Origin of the sequence: Pseudomonas sp. B6002 (genome assembly GCF_013385985.1) — a bacterium.
Taxonomy (GTDB): Bacteria; Pseudomonadota; Gammaproteobacteria; order Pseudomonadales; family Pseudomonadaceae; genus Aquipseudomonas.
In genome coordinates this window covers 72062-86536 of record NZ_JACAOY010000015.1, presented here as the reverse complement: position 1 = coordinate 86536, position 14475 = coordinate 72062, and the positions used below count along the sequence as shown (strand labels likewise).

The following is a 14475-nucleotide window of genomic DNA, read 5'->3' as shown; positions in this document are numbered from 1 at the left end:
TGATCATCAACGACCAAAGCCGGTTACCGGCACTTACAACAAAAACAGGTCTGGTCTCAAATGCCTCTACCCTCGAATGTTCTCGGGGTAACCGTCAAGCAACTGCTGGTCCTGGTGACCGTCGGCTGCGTGGCCGCTTACCTCTTCAGTAATCCCGACGACAACACCCCTCAAAAACACGCGCTCGAGGCGTTTATCCGTTCCCAGGAACAGGTCGCCGAGCAGGTGGGCGCGGTGCTGGATATTGCTCTGGTCAGGGAAGTGGTTGCGCACCCGGGCTATGGCGCCACAGGTAATACGCAGGGCTATACGCGCTCGATGTTTGCCGTCGAAGGCGAAAAGGGGCGGGTGCTGGTGACACTCAAGCAAGTGGAGGGGGAGCAGGGGGTGGAGGTGACGCAGATAAGCCGGCAGTGATCGCCGGCCCAGTCAATGGCGCGGATGGCCAGGACTGAGCAGGCCTAGTGAGGCGAGATCTTATGACGCGAGGGTGGTTTCCGATTCACGGACAATAATGGTGCCCGACTGAATCAGTTTGAACTCATCCCCTTCCAGCTTTTCTACGCGGTCGCCAATGGCCAATTTGTAGGTGGTGGTAGGCATCGAGCCAGCCTGGCTGTCCTGCGCCGGGTTGGATTCCTGGAACTCATGCACCGAATACACGCGTCCTTCCGCGTCTCTGGCATGGAACTGTCCGACAAGTACTGCAGCCATCTGTTTAGAACCTCTGGAGATAAACACTCGATTTGCGGTTCTGTAGACCGTCATGGAGCGGGGTAGTTTACCTATAGTAAAAAAATACTATTCGTTGAAAATTTCAGACGCTTCCTACGCATATGAGCGCGCAGTAACGTTCAGGAGGAATATCAAAACCTGCTGGTGAACACGCCGTGAAGACTCTATAACTAAAAGCTCCTTTAGTCAGACGTCGGGAAAACCTCAATGAGCAAGGTCTACACGATTGCCGTCCTGGTTGGCAGCTTGAGAAGAGAGTCGATCAACCGCAAGGTCGCCCTGGCCTTGGCCGAACTGGCCCCTGCCAACCTGAAGTTGAACATTGTGGAAATTGGCGATCTGCCGCTCTACAACGAGGACATCGACCAAGATACGCCGCCGGCAGCCTACAGTACTTTCCGTCAACAGGTGAGTTCATCCGACGCGGTGTTGTTCGTGACCCCGGAATACAACCGTTCCGTGCCTGCTCCACTGAAGAATGCGATCGACGTCGGTTCGCGCCCGTACGGCAAAAGTGCCTGGAGCGGCAAACCGGGGGCGATCATCAGTGTGTCGCCCGGCGCCATCGGCGGGTTTGGTGCCAACCACCATCTGCGCCAGTCCCTGGTATTCCTCGACGTGCCATGCATGCAGCAGCCGGAAGCCTACCTCGGCGGCGCAGGCAGCCTGTTCGATGAGGCCGGCAAACTGTCGGAAAAAACCAAACCCTTCCTGCAGGCGTTCATCGACGCCTACAGCAAATGGGTAGAAAAACAATCCGCCTGACACCCCGCACCCCGTAGGAGCCGGCTTGCCGGCGATGAGGCCCTTAAGCCGTGCGGTATTAATAAAGCCGCCATCGCCGGCAAGCCGGCTCCTACAAAGTGTCCTCGCTCAGCGCAACCAGTTGGTACGCGCCAGTTCGATCACTTCATCGCCCCGGCCACTCATCACCGCCTTGAGCATGTACAGGCTGAAACCCTTGGCCTGCTCCAGCTTGATGCTCGGCGGCATCACCAGTTCCTGAGTCGCCGTCACCACATCCACCAGCACCGGGCCATCATGGGCCAGGGCGCGGCGCAGGGCCGGTTCCAGGTCTTCGGATTGCTCCACGCGAATGCCCAGGATCCCCATGGCGTTGGACATGGCCGCAAAGTCCGGGTTTTTCAGCTCGGTGCCGGTGTCCAGGTAGCCGGCGGCTTTCATCTCCATGGCGACAAACCCCAGGGATGAGTTATCGAACACGATGACTTTGACCGGCAGTTTCAACTGCGCCAGCGAAATGAAATCCCCCATCAACATAGCGAACCCGCCGTCACCGGACAGGGAAATCACCTGCCGCCCGGGGAACGCCGCTTGGGCGCCAATCGCCTGGGGCATGGCGTTGGCCATGGAACCATGGTTGAACGAGCCGATCAGGCGACGCTTGCCGTTCATCTTCAAATAGCGCGCGGCCCATACAGTGGGCGAGCCGACGTCAGCGGTGAAAATCGCATCATCGCTGGCCAGCTCGCTGAGCAAGCGCGCGACGTATTGCGGGTGGATCGGGCGGTTGGCTTTCGATGGCTGGGCCAGGTCATCCAGGCCTTGGCGGGCTTTCTCGTAGTGCTTCAACGACGTGTCGAGGAAGCTGCGATCGGTCTTGCGGGTCAGGCGCGGCAACAGCGCGTCAATGGTTTCTCCGACATCGGCGGCGATGCCCAGGTCCAGGGTGGCACGGCGCCCCAGTGCCTGCGGGTTGCGGTCGACCTGGATGATCTTCGCGTCGGTTGGGTAGAACTGGCGGTAGGGGAAGTCGGTGCCGAGCATGATCAAGGTGTCGCAGTTGAGCATGGCGTGATAACCCGAGCTGAAGCCGATCAGGCCGGTCATGCCCACGTCAAACGGGTTGTCCCATTCCACATGCTCCTTGCCGCGCAAGGCGTGCACCACCGGTGCGCCCAGGGCATCGGCCAAGGCCACCACCTGGTCATGGGCGCCGGCACAGCCACTGCCACACAGCAGGGTGACTTTCTGGCTGCCGTCGAGCAGCTCGGTGAGCCGGTGCAGGTCCTGTTCGGCCGGCAAGGTGCGCGGTGCGTGCAGCGCAGGCCAGGGCTTGAGCGTGTCCTCGACCTCCAGCAGCGAAATATCCCCGGGGATCACCACCACGGCCACGCCCCGGTTGAGGATCGCCGAGCGCATGGCGCGGTGCAGTACCTGGGGCATCTGCGCGGGGTTGGTCACCAACTCGATGAAGTGGCTGCACTCCTTGAACAGTTCCTGGGGATGGGTTTCCTGGAAGTAATTCAGGCCGATCTCGGAGGAGGGGATCTGCGCCGCAATGGCCAGCACCGGCACGTGGTTGCGATGGCAGTCGAACAGGCCATTGATCAGGTGCAGGTTGCCCGGCCCGCAACTGCCGGCGCACACCGTCAGTTCGCCGGTGGCTGCCGCCTCGGCGCCGGCCGCGAACGCCGCGACTTCTTCGTGGCGCACGTGCATCCACTCGATGCTGTCCATGGTGCGCAGGGCGTCGGTCAGGCCGTTCAGGCTGTCGCCGGTCAGGCCCCAGATGCGCTTGATGCCCGCCTGTTCAAGGGTGGTTGCCAATTGCTGGGCCAAGTTGATTTTCGCCATGAAGCACTCCAATCGTCAGTGAGGTTAAAAACTGCTGATCAGTAGAGGACAGTTCGATCACGGTGAATGCTCCGCCCTTATTGTGAAGATTGCGTCATGGCCGCACGGTATTGGCGAGTGCGTCGTGCGATAAACCACTGGTCACGGACCAGGGCCAGCAGGGGCGCGACGGTCGGGTTGGGCAGGCGCCCGCGGCTCAGGCGGCGCAGTTGCTCGCGCACCACGGCCATGGTGGCGAGGGAGGCCAGTGGCTTGCGCTTCCAGCGGATCGGCTGCAATTGCGGGTTGAGATCGCGGCCCTCACGCCAGTGTTTGATCAACTGGGGTTCCAGGGTCAGTGCCGTGGCAATACCGGCCATGGCGATGCCGCTGTCGAGCACTTGCTGTACCACCGGCAAGCGGCGAATGCCGCCGGTGACCATCACCGGCATATGGGCAATGGCGGCCAGCTCACTGGCCATTTCCAGAAAGTACGCCTCCCGGGCCAGGGTCCGGCCGTCCCGCGCTTCGCCTTGCATGGCCGGGGCCTCGTAACTGCCACCAGACAACTCCAGCAGGTCGACCGGCAAGGTGTTGAGCCGCTCGACCACCGCCCGCGCATCCGCTGCGTCGAAACCGCCGCGCTGGAAGTCTGCCGAATTGAGCTTCACGGCTACGCAAAACCCGGGGCTGACGCTGGCACGCACGGCCGTGATCACCTCCACCAGCAAGCGTGCGCGATTCTCCAGGCTGCCACCCCAGCGATCGTTGCGCTGGTTGCTCAAGGGCGACAGGAACTGGCTGAGCAGGTAGCCGTGGGCTGCATGGATCTGCACGCCGGTGAAGCCGGCTTTCTCAGCCAGGCGGGCACTGGTGGCGAAGCGCTGGATCACGTCGTTGATATCGTCTTCGCTCATGGCCTTGGGCTTGGCGAACATCTTGGAGAATCCGCCCAGGTCCAGTGCCACCGCCGACGGCGCCAGGGCTTGCTGGCCCAGGTTGGCCATGGTCTGGCGGCCGGGGTGGTTGAGCTGTACCCAGAAGTGCACGCCCTTGGCGCGGGCGATGTTGGCCCATTCGCGAAAGCTGTCCAGGTGCTGTTCATCTTCCAGGGCGACGCCGCCGGGGCCGGTCATGGCGCGGCGGTCGATCATCACGTTGCCGGTCAGCAGCAAGCCCGGTTCGCCGTCGGCCCAGGCCTTGTACAGCTGCTTCAATTCGCGGGAGGGCGCCTGCCGGGCATCCGCCATGTTCTCTTCCATCGCCGCCTTGGCGATGCGGTTGGCGAGGACTTGGCCGTTGGGCAGTTGCAAGGCTTCAAAGGGTGACATGGGTTGACTCCTGAGCGGGGGAGGCCTCAGGCTAAGCTTAAAGTTAACTTTAATGTCAAGCAGGGCGTGGCGATGAATATTGGTGAGCTGGCAAAACAGAGTGGCTTGGCGGCATCGCGAATCCGTTTTTACGAAGCCGAAGGCCTGATCAGCCAGGTGGGGCGCCAAGCCAATGGCTACAGGCGCTACGCTGTCGAGGCGTTACAGACCCTGCAACTGATCCAGAGCGCGCAAAAGGCCGGGTTCACCTTGCAGGAACTCAAGGCCTTGATGCCGGCCCCGGGCGAGCACAAGCGCGACGAACTGATCGACGCGCTGGAGCGCAAGGTGCAGCAGATCGAACAGATGCAAGCGCAATTGGCCCACAGCAAGGCGCAATTGCTGGGCGTGATCGAAACCGTACGGGCGCACCCCGAAGGCGTCCCCTGTTCCATGGGCCAGCAGCGTGTGCTGGCCGCCATCAAAAACGACGCATAAAAAAAGCCCCGGCATTGCCAGGGCTTTTTTGTGCGCCAGGGTTCAGCGGCGGCGGAACAGCGGCAACGGTTCATCCGTTGCGGCCTGGTACGTCACCGAGAAGTCCTTGAGGCTTTCCAGCGCTTCGTACGGGTCTTTGTCGGCGCGCAAGGCGAAGGCATCGAACCCGCAGCGGCGCAGGTAGAACAGCTGGTCGCGCAGCACGTCGCCAATCGCCCGCAGCTCGCCCTTGTAACCGTAGCGGTCACGCAGCAGGCGGGCGTTGGAGTAGTTGCGCCCGTCGGTGAAGGCCGGGAAGTTCAAGGCGATGACCTGGAAGTGTTCCACGTCGGCGCCGATCTCTTCGGCTTCTTCATCGGCGTCCAGCCACACACCCAGGCCGCCGTCGCGGGCCTTGAGGGCGTGACCGTGTTCGCGCCACAACGCCAACGGTACGATCAGGTCGTCGCAGTTGGAGATGCCGTCGAAGCTCGCGTCCTTGGGCAGCAGGTGCCAGGTTTCGTCGAGGACTTCGTTGTTCTTAATGATTCGCTGCATAGACGCGCTCCTTGAACAGGTCGATGCCGATGCGCTGGTAGGTGTCGATGAAACGCTCATCTTCGGTGCGCTGTTCGATGTACACGTCGATCAGCTTGCCGATCACCTCAGGCATGGCTTCCTGGGCGAAGGATGGGCCGAGGATCTTGCCCAGGCTCGCATCGCGGCTGGCGCTGCCACCCAGGGACACTTGGTAGAATTCTTCGCCTTTCTTGTCCACACCCAGGATGCCGATGTGGCCGACGTGGTGGTGACCACAGGCGTTCATGCAACCGGAGATGTTCAGGTCCAGCTCGCCGATGTCGAACAGGTAGTCCAGGTCGTCGAAACGGCGCTGGATCGATTCGGCAATCGGGATCGACTTGGCGTTGGCCAGGGAGCAGAAGTCGCCGCCCGGGCAGCAGATGATGTCGGTCAGCAGGCCGATGTTCGGCGTGGCAAAACCGCCTTCGCGCAGCTCGCCCCACAGGGTGAACAGTTGGCTCTGTTCAACGTCCGCGAGGATGATGTTCTGCTCGTGGGAGGTGCGCAGTTGGCCGTAGCTGTAGCGGTCGGCCAGGTCGGCGACGGCGTCCAGCTGCTTGTCGGTGATATCGCCCGGTGCAACACCGGTAGGCTTCAACGACAGGGTCACAGCCACGTAGCCCGGCTTCTTGTGCGCCAGGGTGTTGCGGCCACGCCAGCGGGCGAAACCCGGGTGCTCTTTATCGAGGGCTGCAAACTCGGCGTCCTGATTGGCCAGGGCCTTGTACTCAGGGTCGACGAAGTGCTTGGCCACGCGATGGACTTCGGCTTCGGTCAGGGTGGTCTGGCCGCCGCGCAGGTGTTCCATTTCAGCGTCGACTTTCTGGGCAAACACCTCAGGGGTCAGCGCCTTGACCAGGATCTTGATCCGGGCCTTGTACTTGTTGTCACGACGGCCATAGCGGTTGTAGACCCGCAGGATCGCGTCGAGGTAGCTCAACAGGTCCTGCCACGGCAGGAACTCGTTGATGAAAGCGCCCACCACCGGGGTACGACCGAGGCCGCCACCGACCAGTACGCGGAAGCCCAGTTCACCGGCTGCGTTGTACACCGGCTCCAGGCCGATATCGTGGACTTCGATGGCCGCACGGTCAGAGGTCGAACCATTGATGGCGATCTTGAACTTGCGCGGCAGGTAGGCGAATTCTGGGTGGAAGGTGGTCCATTGACGGACGATTTCGCACCAGGGGCGTGGGTCGATCAGCTCGTCGGCAGCAACGCCAGCGAATTGGTCGGTGGTCACGTTACGCAGGCAGTTACCGCTGGTCTGAATGGCGTGCATCTGCACGGTGGCCAGTTCAGCCAGGATGTCCGGCACATCTTCCAGCGCCGGCCAGTTGAACTGTACGTTCTGGCGGGTACTGATGTGGGCATAGCCTTTGTCGTAGTCGCGGGCAATCTTGGCCATCATGCGCATCTGGCGCGAAGTCAGCTGGCCATAGGGCACGGCCACTCGCAGCATCGGCGCAAAGCGCTGAACATAAAGGCCATTTTGCAGGCGCAGAGGGCGGAACTCTTCTTCGCTCAGTTCACCTGCCAGATAGCGTCGGGTCTGATCACGGAACTGCTTGACGCGGTCCTCGATGATGCGCTGATCGTATTCGTCGTATACGTACATATAGGTCCTGTTCTCGGCAAATCTGCGCGCACGGCCGCGCACTCCCAACGGAGCCGGCGCACGATACCAGTTTGCGTTTATGCGCAAAAGTGATGTTTGAGTATATGCAAATAACCAAATCGCCTATTGAGAACGGTTATCGCATTACCCACATTTGTCATGCGGGCAATCATCAACTTTACTGTCGTCGAGTCTTAGTGCAATCACCTACAAAACCGACAAGAGGCGATGCGATGAGCAATTCTACAAAAGCCCGTAAACCCGACAGTACCGTTGATGCCTGGGCCATTCTGTTCCTGATCATCCTGGTGGTGGGCACCGCGGTGTTCTGGGTCAGCCACCAGTAGCCATAGAGACGGCCCCCTGTAGGCGCTGGCTTGCCAGCGATAGCCTCACCTCGGTTGTCAGCCACACCGCAGTGATGCTATCGCTGGCAAGCCAGCTCCTACAGTCAGGTTGGGTTTACACCCCGGCCAGGTGCAGCACCAGTTTGACGATGCCAAACAGTGTCAGCGCGAACACCACCGTGAACAGGATGCCCAGGATCACGAAGTGGCTGGGCTTGCCGTGGGTGAAATCGCGGGCGCGATTCTTGCCGCTCTGCACGCCAAAGGCGGCGGCCATGACGCTGTGGAGCATCTGCCAGAAGGTAGGCGGCTTGTTGTTGACTGGATCGTCCATACATCCCTCGCAAGACGGAGCCTGAAGGAAAGCATAGCTCAACCCCACACATGACCTGTAGGAGCCGGCTTGCCGGCGATGGCGATGTGTCAGTCGATACATTCTCAACTGGCGGATCGCTATCGCCGGCAAGCCGGCTCCTACAGGGTTGGTGTATGTCAGATCAGTTGTCGTAGCCCAGGTTCGGCGCCAGCCAGCGCTCGGTCACGGCCAGGTCCTGGCCTTTGCGCGCGGTGTAGCTGGCCACTTGGTCCTTGTCGATCTTGCCCACGGCGAAGTATTGCGCCTGCGGATGGGCGAAGTACCAACCGCTGACGGCGGCGGCCGGGAACATGGCGTAGTGCTCGGTGAGGAACACACCGCTGCGGCCAGCTTCCATCTCCCGTGCTTGTGGATCGAGCAACTGGAACAAGGTGCCTTTCTCAGTGTGGTCCGGGCACGCCGGGTAACCCGGGGCAGGGCGGATGCCGCTGTACTGCTCCTTGATCAGCGCTTCGTTGTCCAGTGCTTCGTCCTTGGCATAACCCCAGTAGTCTTTACGCACTTGCTGGTGCAGCCACTCGGCGCAGGCCTCGGCCAGGCGGTCGGCCAGGGCCTTGACCATGATCGAGTTGTAGTCGTCGCCCGCGTCCTGGTAGGCCTTGGCCACTTCTTCGGCGCCGATGCCGGCGGTGGTGATGAACCCACCCACGTAGTCGGTCACGCCGCTGTCCTTGGGGGCCACGAAGTCGGCCAGGGAGAAGTTTGGCTTGCCGTCGGTCTTGATGATCTGCTGGCGCAGGTGATGCAGGGTCGCCAGGGGCTTGCCGTCTTCGCCGTAGACTTCCAGGTCGTCGTCCTGCACCTGGTTGGCCGGCCAGAAGCCGAACACTGCGCGGGCGCTGATGAGCTTTTCATCGATCAGCTTGGCAAGCATTTCCTGGGCGTCGGTATACAGCGCACGGGCCGCCTCACCGACCACTTCGTCGTCGAGGATGCGTGGGAACTTGCCCGCCAGGTCCCAGGAAATGAAGAACGGCGTCCAGTCGATGTATTCGGCCAGCACCTTGAGGTCGATATTGTCCAGCACCTTGGAACCGGTAAAGGTCGGCACCACCGGGGTGTAGGTGTTCCAGTCGAACTGCGGCTTCTTGGCGATGGCCGCCGCGTAGCTCAGGCGCTCGGTACGGGCGCTGCGGTTGGCGGTGCGCTCGCGCACTTCCACGTATTCCTCGCGGGTGCGTTCGACAAAACCGGCTTTCAGCTCCTTGGACAGCAACTGCGTGGCCACGCCCACCGCGCGGGAGGCGTCGGTGACGTAGACCACCGCATCATTGCTGTACTTGGGTTCGATCTTCACCGCCGTGTGCGCCTTGGAGGTGGTGGCGCCACCGATCATCAGTGGCAGGTGGAAGTCCTGGCGCTGCATCTCGCGGGCCACGTGCACCATTTCGTCCAGGGACGGCGTGATCAGGCCGGACAGCCCGATAATGTCGCACTTCTGCTCCTTGGCCACCTGCAGGATCTTCTCCGCCGGCACCATCACGCCCAGGTCGACGATGTCATAACCGTTGCAACCGAGCACCACGCCGACAATATTCTTGCCGATGTCGTGCACGTCGCCTTTGACCGTAGCCATCAGGATCTTGCCCTTGGCTTCCGGCTTGTCGCCTTTTTCCAGCTCGATGAACGGGATCAAGTGGGCCACGGCCTGTTTCATTACGCGGGCGGACTTCACCACCTGGGGCAGGAACATTTTGCCGGCGCCAAACAGGTCGCCGACGATGTTCATGCCAGACATCAGCGGGCCTTCGATCACTTCGATCGGGCGCACGAACGACAGCCGCGATTCCTCGGTGTCTTCGACGATGTGGGTGGTGATGCCCTTGACCAGTGCGTGCTCCAGGCGCTTGTTCACGTCCCAGCCACGCCATTCCTCGGTCTCGGCTTCCTTGACGCTGCCGTCGCCCTTGTACTTGTCGGCGATGGCGAGCAGGGCGTCGGTGCCTTCCGGCGTGCGGTTGAGCACCACGTCTTCCACGGCGTCACGCAGCTCGGCCGGGATCTGGTCGTAGATCTCCAGTTGGCCGGCGTTGACGATACCCATGGTCAAGCCGTTGCGGATCGCATACAGCAGGAACACCGAGTGGATCGCCTCACGCACCGGGTTGTTGCCACGGAACGAGAACGACACGTTGGACACGCCACCGGAACTCAGTGCGTAGGGCAGTTCGTCACGGATGTAGGCGCACGCGTTGATGAAGTCGACGGCGTAGTTGTTGTGCTCTTCGATACCGGTGGCGACCGCGAAGATGTTCGGGTCGAAGATGATGTCTTCCGGTGGGAAGCCCACTTCATTGACCAGGATGTCGTAGGAGCGTTTGCAGATCTCTTTCTTGCGCGCTTCGGTGTCGGCCTGGCCGGCTTCGTCGAACGCCATCACCACCACGGCGGCGCCGTAGCGCTTGCACAGCTTGGCGTGGTGAATGAACTGCTCCACGCCTTCCTTCATGCTGATGGAGTTGACGATGCCCTTGCCCTGGATGCACTTGAGGCCGGCTTCGATCACGTCCCACTTGGAGGAGTCGATCATGATCGGCACGCGGGAGATGTCCGGTTCGCCGGCGATCAGATTGAGGAAGGTCACCATGGCCTTCTTCGAATCCAGCATGCCTTCGTCCATGTTGATGTCGATCACCTGGGCGCCGGCTTCCACCTGCTGCAGGGCGACTTCGAGGGCTTCGGTGTAGTTGTCTTCACGGATCAGGCGGGCGAACTTGGCCGAGCCGGTGATGTTGGTGCGCTCGCCGACGTTGACGAACAACGAGCTGCGATCAATGGTGAACGGCTCCAGGCCCGACAGGCGGCAGGCCTTTGGAATGTCCGGGATCACACGCGGCGCGTAGCCGGCCACGGCCTTGGCGATGGCTTCGATATGGCCCGGCGTGGTGCCGCAGCAGCCGCCGACGATGTTGAGGAAGCCGCTCTGGGCAAATTCTTCGATGACCTTGGCGGTTTGCGACGGCAGTTCGTCGTACTCGCCGAATTCGTTGGGCAGGCCGGCGTTCGGGTGCGCGGAGACGTGGGTGTTGGCCTTGTTCGACAACTCTTCCAGGTACGGACGCAGCTCGCTGGCGCCCAAGGCGCAGTTCAGGCCCACGGAAATCGGCTTGGCGTGGGCCACCGAGTTCCAGAACGCTTCGGTGGTCTGGCCCGACAGGGTGCGGCCGGAGGCGTCGGTGATGGTGCCGCTGATCATGATCGGCAGTTCGATATTCAGCTCTTCGAACACGCCCTGCACGGCGAAGATCGCAGCCTTGGCGTTGAGGGTGTCGAAAATGGTCTCGATCAGGATCAGGTCGGCGCCGCCTTCGATCAGGCCTTTGGTGGCCTCGGTGTAGTTCTCCACCAGTTCATCGAAGGTCACGTTGCGGTAGCCGGGGTTGTTCACATCCGGCGACAGCGAGCAGGTGCGGCTGGTCGGGCCGAGCACGCCGGCAACGAAACGCGGCTTGGCCGGGTTTTCTGCGGTCTTCGCGTCGGCGATCTTGCGCGCCAGGCGCGCGCCTTCTACGTTTAGCTCATAGGCCAGCTCTTCCATGCCGTAGTCGGCCATGGAAATGCGCGTGGCGTTGAAGGTGTTGGTTTCGAGGATGTCGGCGCCGGCATCCAGGTAGGCTTTCTCGATGCCACCGATCACGTCCGGCCGGGTGATCACCAGCAGGTCGTTGTTACCCTTGACGTCACTCGGCCAGTCGGCGAAGCGTTTGCCACGGTAGTCATTTTCCTCAAGCTTGTAGCTCTGGATCATCGTGCCCATACCGCCGTCGAGGATCAGGATACGTTCCTTGAGGGCTTGATGAAGGGCTTGCAGACGAACGCTACGATCGGACATGGGACTACTCTGGTCAGGCATTTCGGAGGGCGTGAATCATAGCAAACCTGTGCCGATTTAGAGCATGCACAGTATTTGCATGAATATCGTTCATGTTGTTGGGGGATGTGGCCCGGTAGAATCACCGGCAAATTTTAAGCGCACGCATTGAATCGGGACCGGATACATGTCACTTCGTCTTATCGTCAGCGCCGTGCTGTTGCTGATTGCCAGCAGCACCCAGGCACAAAGTCCCGCTCCGGCGATTTCCTATACCCGCGATATCCAGCCGATCTTCACCGAGAAATGCGTGGCCTGCCATGCCTGCTACGACTCCGCCTGCCAACTTAACCTGGGCAGTGCCGAGGGCGCGGCCCGAGGCGCGAGCAAAGTGCCGGTGTACGACGGTGAGCGCAGCCAGGCCACGCCGACAACGCGGTTGTTCTATGACGCCTTCGGCAAGCAAGCCTGGCAGCAAAAGGGCTTCTATTCGGTGCTGGATGCCCAGGGCAGCCAGACGGCGCTGATGGCGCGCATGCTGGAGTTGGGGCACAACGCACCGCTGCAGCCCAACGCCAAACTGCCGGAAGACATCGTATTGGGCCTGAATCGCGAAAACATGTGCGCCATGCCCGGCGAGTTCAATGCCTACGCGGGGGCTCATCCCAAGGAAGGCATGCCGCTGGCGGTCACCGGCCTGACGGACCAGCAATACCAGACGTTGCAACGCTGGCTCGCTTCCGGTGCGCCGATCGATGAGCAAGGCCTGGCCCCCAGCGCCAAGGAAGCGCTGCAAGTGCAACAGTGGGAAAACCTGTTCAACCAGCCCGGCGCCCGGGAAAGCCTGGTGGCGCGCTGGTTGTTCGAGCATTTATTCCTGGCGCATATCTATTTCGAGAATGGCGAGCCGGGGCACTTCTTCCAGTGGGTGCGCTCGCGCACGCCCAGCGGCCAGCCGATTGACCTGATCGCCACCCGTCGCCCCAACGATGACCCGGGCACCCAGGTGTATTACCGCCTGTGGCCGGTGCAGGGCGTGATCGTGCACAAGACCCACATCACGTACCCGTTCAGTGCGCAGAAAATGGCGCGGATCAAAGAGCTGTTCTACGCCGGTAACTGGCAGGTCAATGCGCTGCCGGGCTATGGGCCAGGGCGCCGGGCCAATCCGTTCGAAACCTTCGAGGCCATCCCGGCCAAGGCGCGCTACCAGTTCATGCTGGATAACGCCGAATACTTTGTACGCACCTTTATCCGCGGGCCGGTGTGCCGTGGGCAGATCGCCACCGACGTGATCCGCGACAACTTCTGGACGCTGTTTCAGGACCCGGACCACGACCTGTACATCACCGATGCGCGCTATCGTGGCCAGGCCACGCCGTTGCTGGCCATGCCCGGTCAGAATGACGACGTGGGCAGCGTGCTGAGTCTGTGGCTGTCGTATCGCGACAAGCGCAATCAATACGAAGCCCTGCGCCGCGACAGTTACGCCGATGTGCCGCCACCCAGCTGGTCGACCCTGTGGGCGGGCAATGACAATGCCTTGCTGACCATCTTCCGCCACTTTGACAGTGCGTCGGTGACCAAGGGCCTGATCGGCGAAGTGCCACAGACGATGTGGCTGTTCGACTACCCGTTGCTGGAGCGCACCTATTACCAGTTGGCGGTGAACTTCGACGTGTTTGGCAACGTGTCGCACCAGGCCCAGACTCGTTTGTACTTCGACCTGATCCGCAACGGTGCCGAGCAGAACTTCCTGCGCCTGATGCCGGCCGATTCTCGTGACGGGTTCCTTGATGACTGGTACCAGAACAGCGGCAAACTCAAGATGTGGCTGGACTATGAGGCCATTGACGACGATAAGCCGACCGGTCTGCACCTGAATGAGAAAGACCCCAAACGTGATTTTGCCAACCAGTTGCTCAGTCGTTACGGCGACCTGAACGCCAGCCCGGACCCGATTAATCGCTGTGATGGAGCCTATTGCTCCCGCGACGGTATCGACCCGGCGTTGCAAGACGCCGAGCAAGCCTTGAGCCGCCTGACCTCGCGCCCGGCAGCGGGGCTTAAGGTCATTGACCAATTGCCTGAAGCGACGATGTTGCGTATCGAGACCGCCAGTGGCAAGCGTGTGGTTTACAGCATGCTGCGCAACCGTGCCCACAGTAACGTGGCGTTCCTGTTGGGTGAGGCTTATCGCTATCAGCCGGGGCTGGATACGGTGACCATTTACCCGGGGGTGTTGAGTAGCTATCCGAATTTCATGTTCAACATTCCGGCGCAGGAAGTGCCCGAGTTTGTGGCGCAGATGGAGCGGGCCAAGGATGCCAACCGGTTTGAAAAGATCGTTGATCGTTGGGGCGTGCGTCGTAGCCATCCGTTGTTTTGGCAGTATTTTCATGATTTGTCGCAGTACATTCGTGAGACTACGCCGGTGGAGGAGGGGGTGTTGGATATGAATCGGTATGAGAATTTGTGAGGGCTTTTTTGGGGGGGGCATATCCGTTATTTGGGGAATGGCTGCTTATGGTTTCGCCCTTACGGCGACTCACTTTTGAAAAGCCCAAAAGTAAGCAAAAGGCTCTTGCCCCAACACTCGGTGCCTCGCTTAGGCTCGGCATGCCCGAACGAAGGCTTGAATC

11 protein-coding genes are annotated in these 14475 nt (G+C 61.1%); 4 read left to right on the top strand and 7 right to left on the bottom strand.

Going from position 1 to position 14475, the window contains the following annotated elements; genetic code table 11:
- Positions 1 to 60 precede the first annotated feature (60 nt).
- Positions 61 to 417: a hypothetical protein gene (locus HX792_RS20460; RefSeq protein WP_176997800.1), complete on the top strand. Its 357-nt coding sequence runs from the start codon at positions 61 to 63 to the stop codon at positions 415 to 417.
- Between the two features lie 60 nt (positions 418 to 477).
- Here HX792_RS20460 and HX792_RS20455 read toward each other — a convergent pair whose 3' ends face one another.
- Entirely contained in the window at positions 478 to 714 is a 237-nt protein-coding gene (locus tag HX792_RS20455; RefSeq protein WP_176997799.1) for a hypothetical protein, read from the bottom strand.
- A gap of 228 nt (positions 715 to 942) precedes the next feature.
- Between HX792_RS20455 and HX792_RS20450 the strand changes: the two genes are divergently transcribed.
- Positions 943 to 1500 carry an NADPH-dependent FMN reductase gene (locus HX792_RS20450; RefSeq protein ID WP_176997798.1) on the top strand — a complete coding sequence of 186 codons (558 nt, stop codon included), beginning with the start codon at positions 943 to 945 and terminating at the stop codon, positions 1498 to 1500.
- A gap of 108 nt (positions 1501 to 1608) precedes the next feature.
- Here HX792_RS20450 and poxB read toward each other — a convergent pair whose 3' ends face one another.
- Together poxB and HX792_RS20440 are read right to left on the bottom strand one after the other, a co-directional pair.
- Positions 1609 to 3333 (bottom strand): ubiquinone-dependent pyruvate dehydrogenase, encoded by a 1725-nt coding sequence (poxB, locus tag HX792_RS20445; protein ID WP_176997797.1) that lies wholly within the window; start codon positions 3331 to 3333, stop codon positions 1609 to 1611.
- Between the two features lie 77 nt (positions 3334 to 3410).
- The gene (locus HX792_RS20440) at positions 3411 to 4643 is read right to left on the bottom strand and encodes an NADH:flavin oxidoreductase/NADH oxidase family protein (protein ID WP_176997796.1); all 1233 of its coding nucleotides are present in this window, start codon (positions 4641 to 4643) and stop codon (positions 3411 to 3413) included.
- Between the two features lie 72 nt (positions 4644 to 4715).
- Here HX792_RS20440 and HX792_RS20435 point away from each other — a divergent pair, with 72 nt between their 5' ends.
- Positions 4716 to 5120, top strand: coding sequence for a MerR family transcriptional regulator (locus HX792_RS20435; protein WP_176997795.1), 405 nt, complete (start codon positions 4716 to 4718; stop codon positions 5118 to 5120).
- A 42-nt stretch (positions 5121 to 5162) separates the two neighbouring features.
- On the opposite strand, the gene HX792_RS20430 is transcribed toward HX792_RS20435, so the two are convergent.
- The 4 genes from HX792_RS20430 to metH form a co-directional block, all read right to left on the bottom strand.
- Complete coding sequence (locus tag HX792_RS20430; protein WP_003235539.1) at positions 5163 to 5657, bottom strand: DUF934 domain-containing protein; 495 nt, start codon at positions 5655 to 5657, stop codon at positions 5163 to 5165.
- Positions 5641 to 7299 carry a nitrite/sulfite reductase gene (locus tag HX792_RS20425; RefSeq protein WP_176997794.1) on the bottom strand — a complete coding sequence of 553 codons (1659 nt, stop codon included), beginning with the start codon at positions 7297 to 7299 and terminating at the stop codon, positions 5641 to 5643. Before HX792_RS20425 ends, HX792_RS20430 begins: the two co-directional genes overlap by 17 nt.
- 462 nt (positions 7300 to 7761) lie before the next feature.
- Positions 7762 to 7980: a DUF2970 domain-containing protein gene (locus HX792_RS20420; RefSeq protein WP_176997793.1), complete on the bottom strand. Its 219-nt coding sequence runs from the start codon at positions 7978 to 7980 to the stop codon at positions 7762 to 7764.
- Positions 7981 to 8143: 163 nt separating this feature from the next.
- Positions 8144 to 11854, bottom strand: a complete 3711-nt coding sequence (metH, locus tag HX792_RS20415; RefSeq protein ID WP_176997792.1) for a methionine synthase — start codon at positions 11852 to 11854, stop codon at positions 8144 to 8146.
- A 166-nt stretch (positions 11855 to 12020) separates the two neighbouring features.
- Between metH and HX792_RS20410 the strand changes: the two genes are divergently transcribed.
- Positions 12021 to 14312, top strand: coding sequence for a fatty acid cis/trans isomerase (locus HX792_RS20410; protein WP_176997791.1), 2292 nt, complete (start codon positions 12021 to 12023; stop codon positions 14310 to 14312).
- The last annotated feature ends 163 nt before the right edge of the window (positions 14313 to 14475 follow it).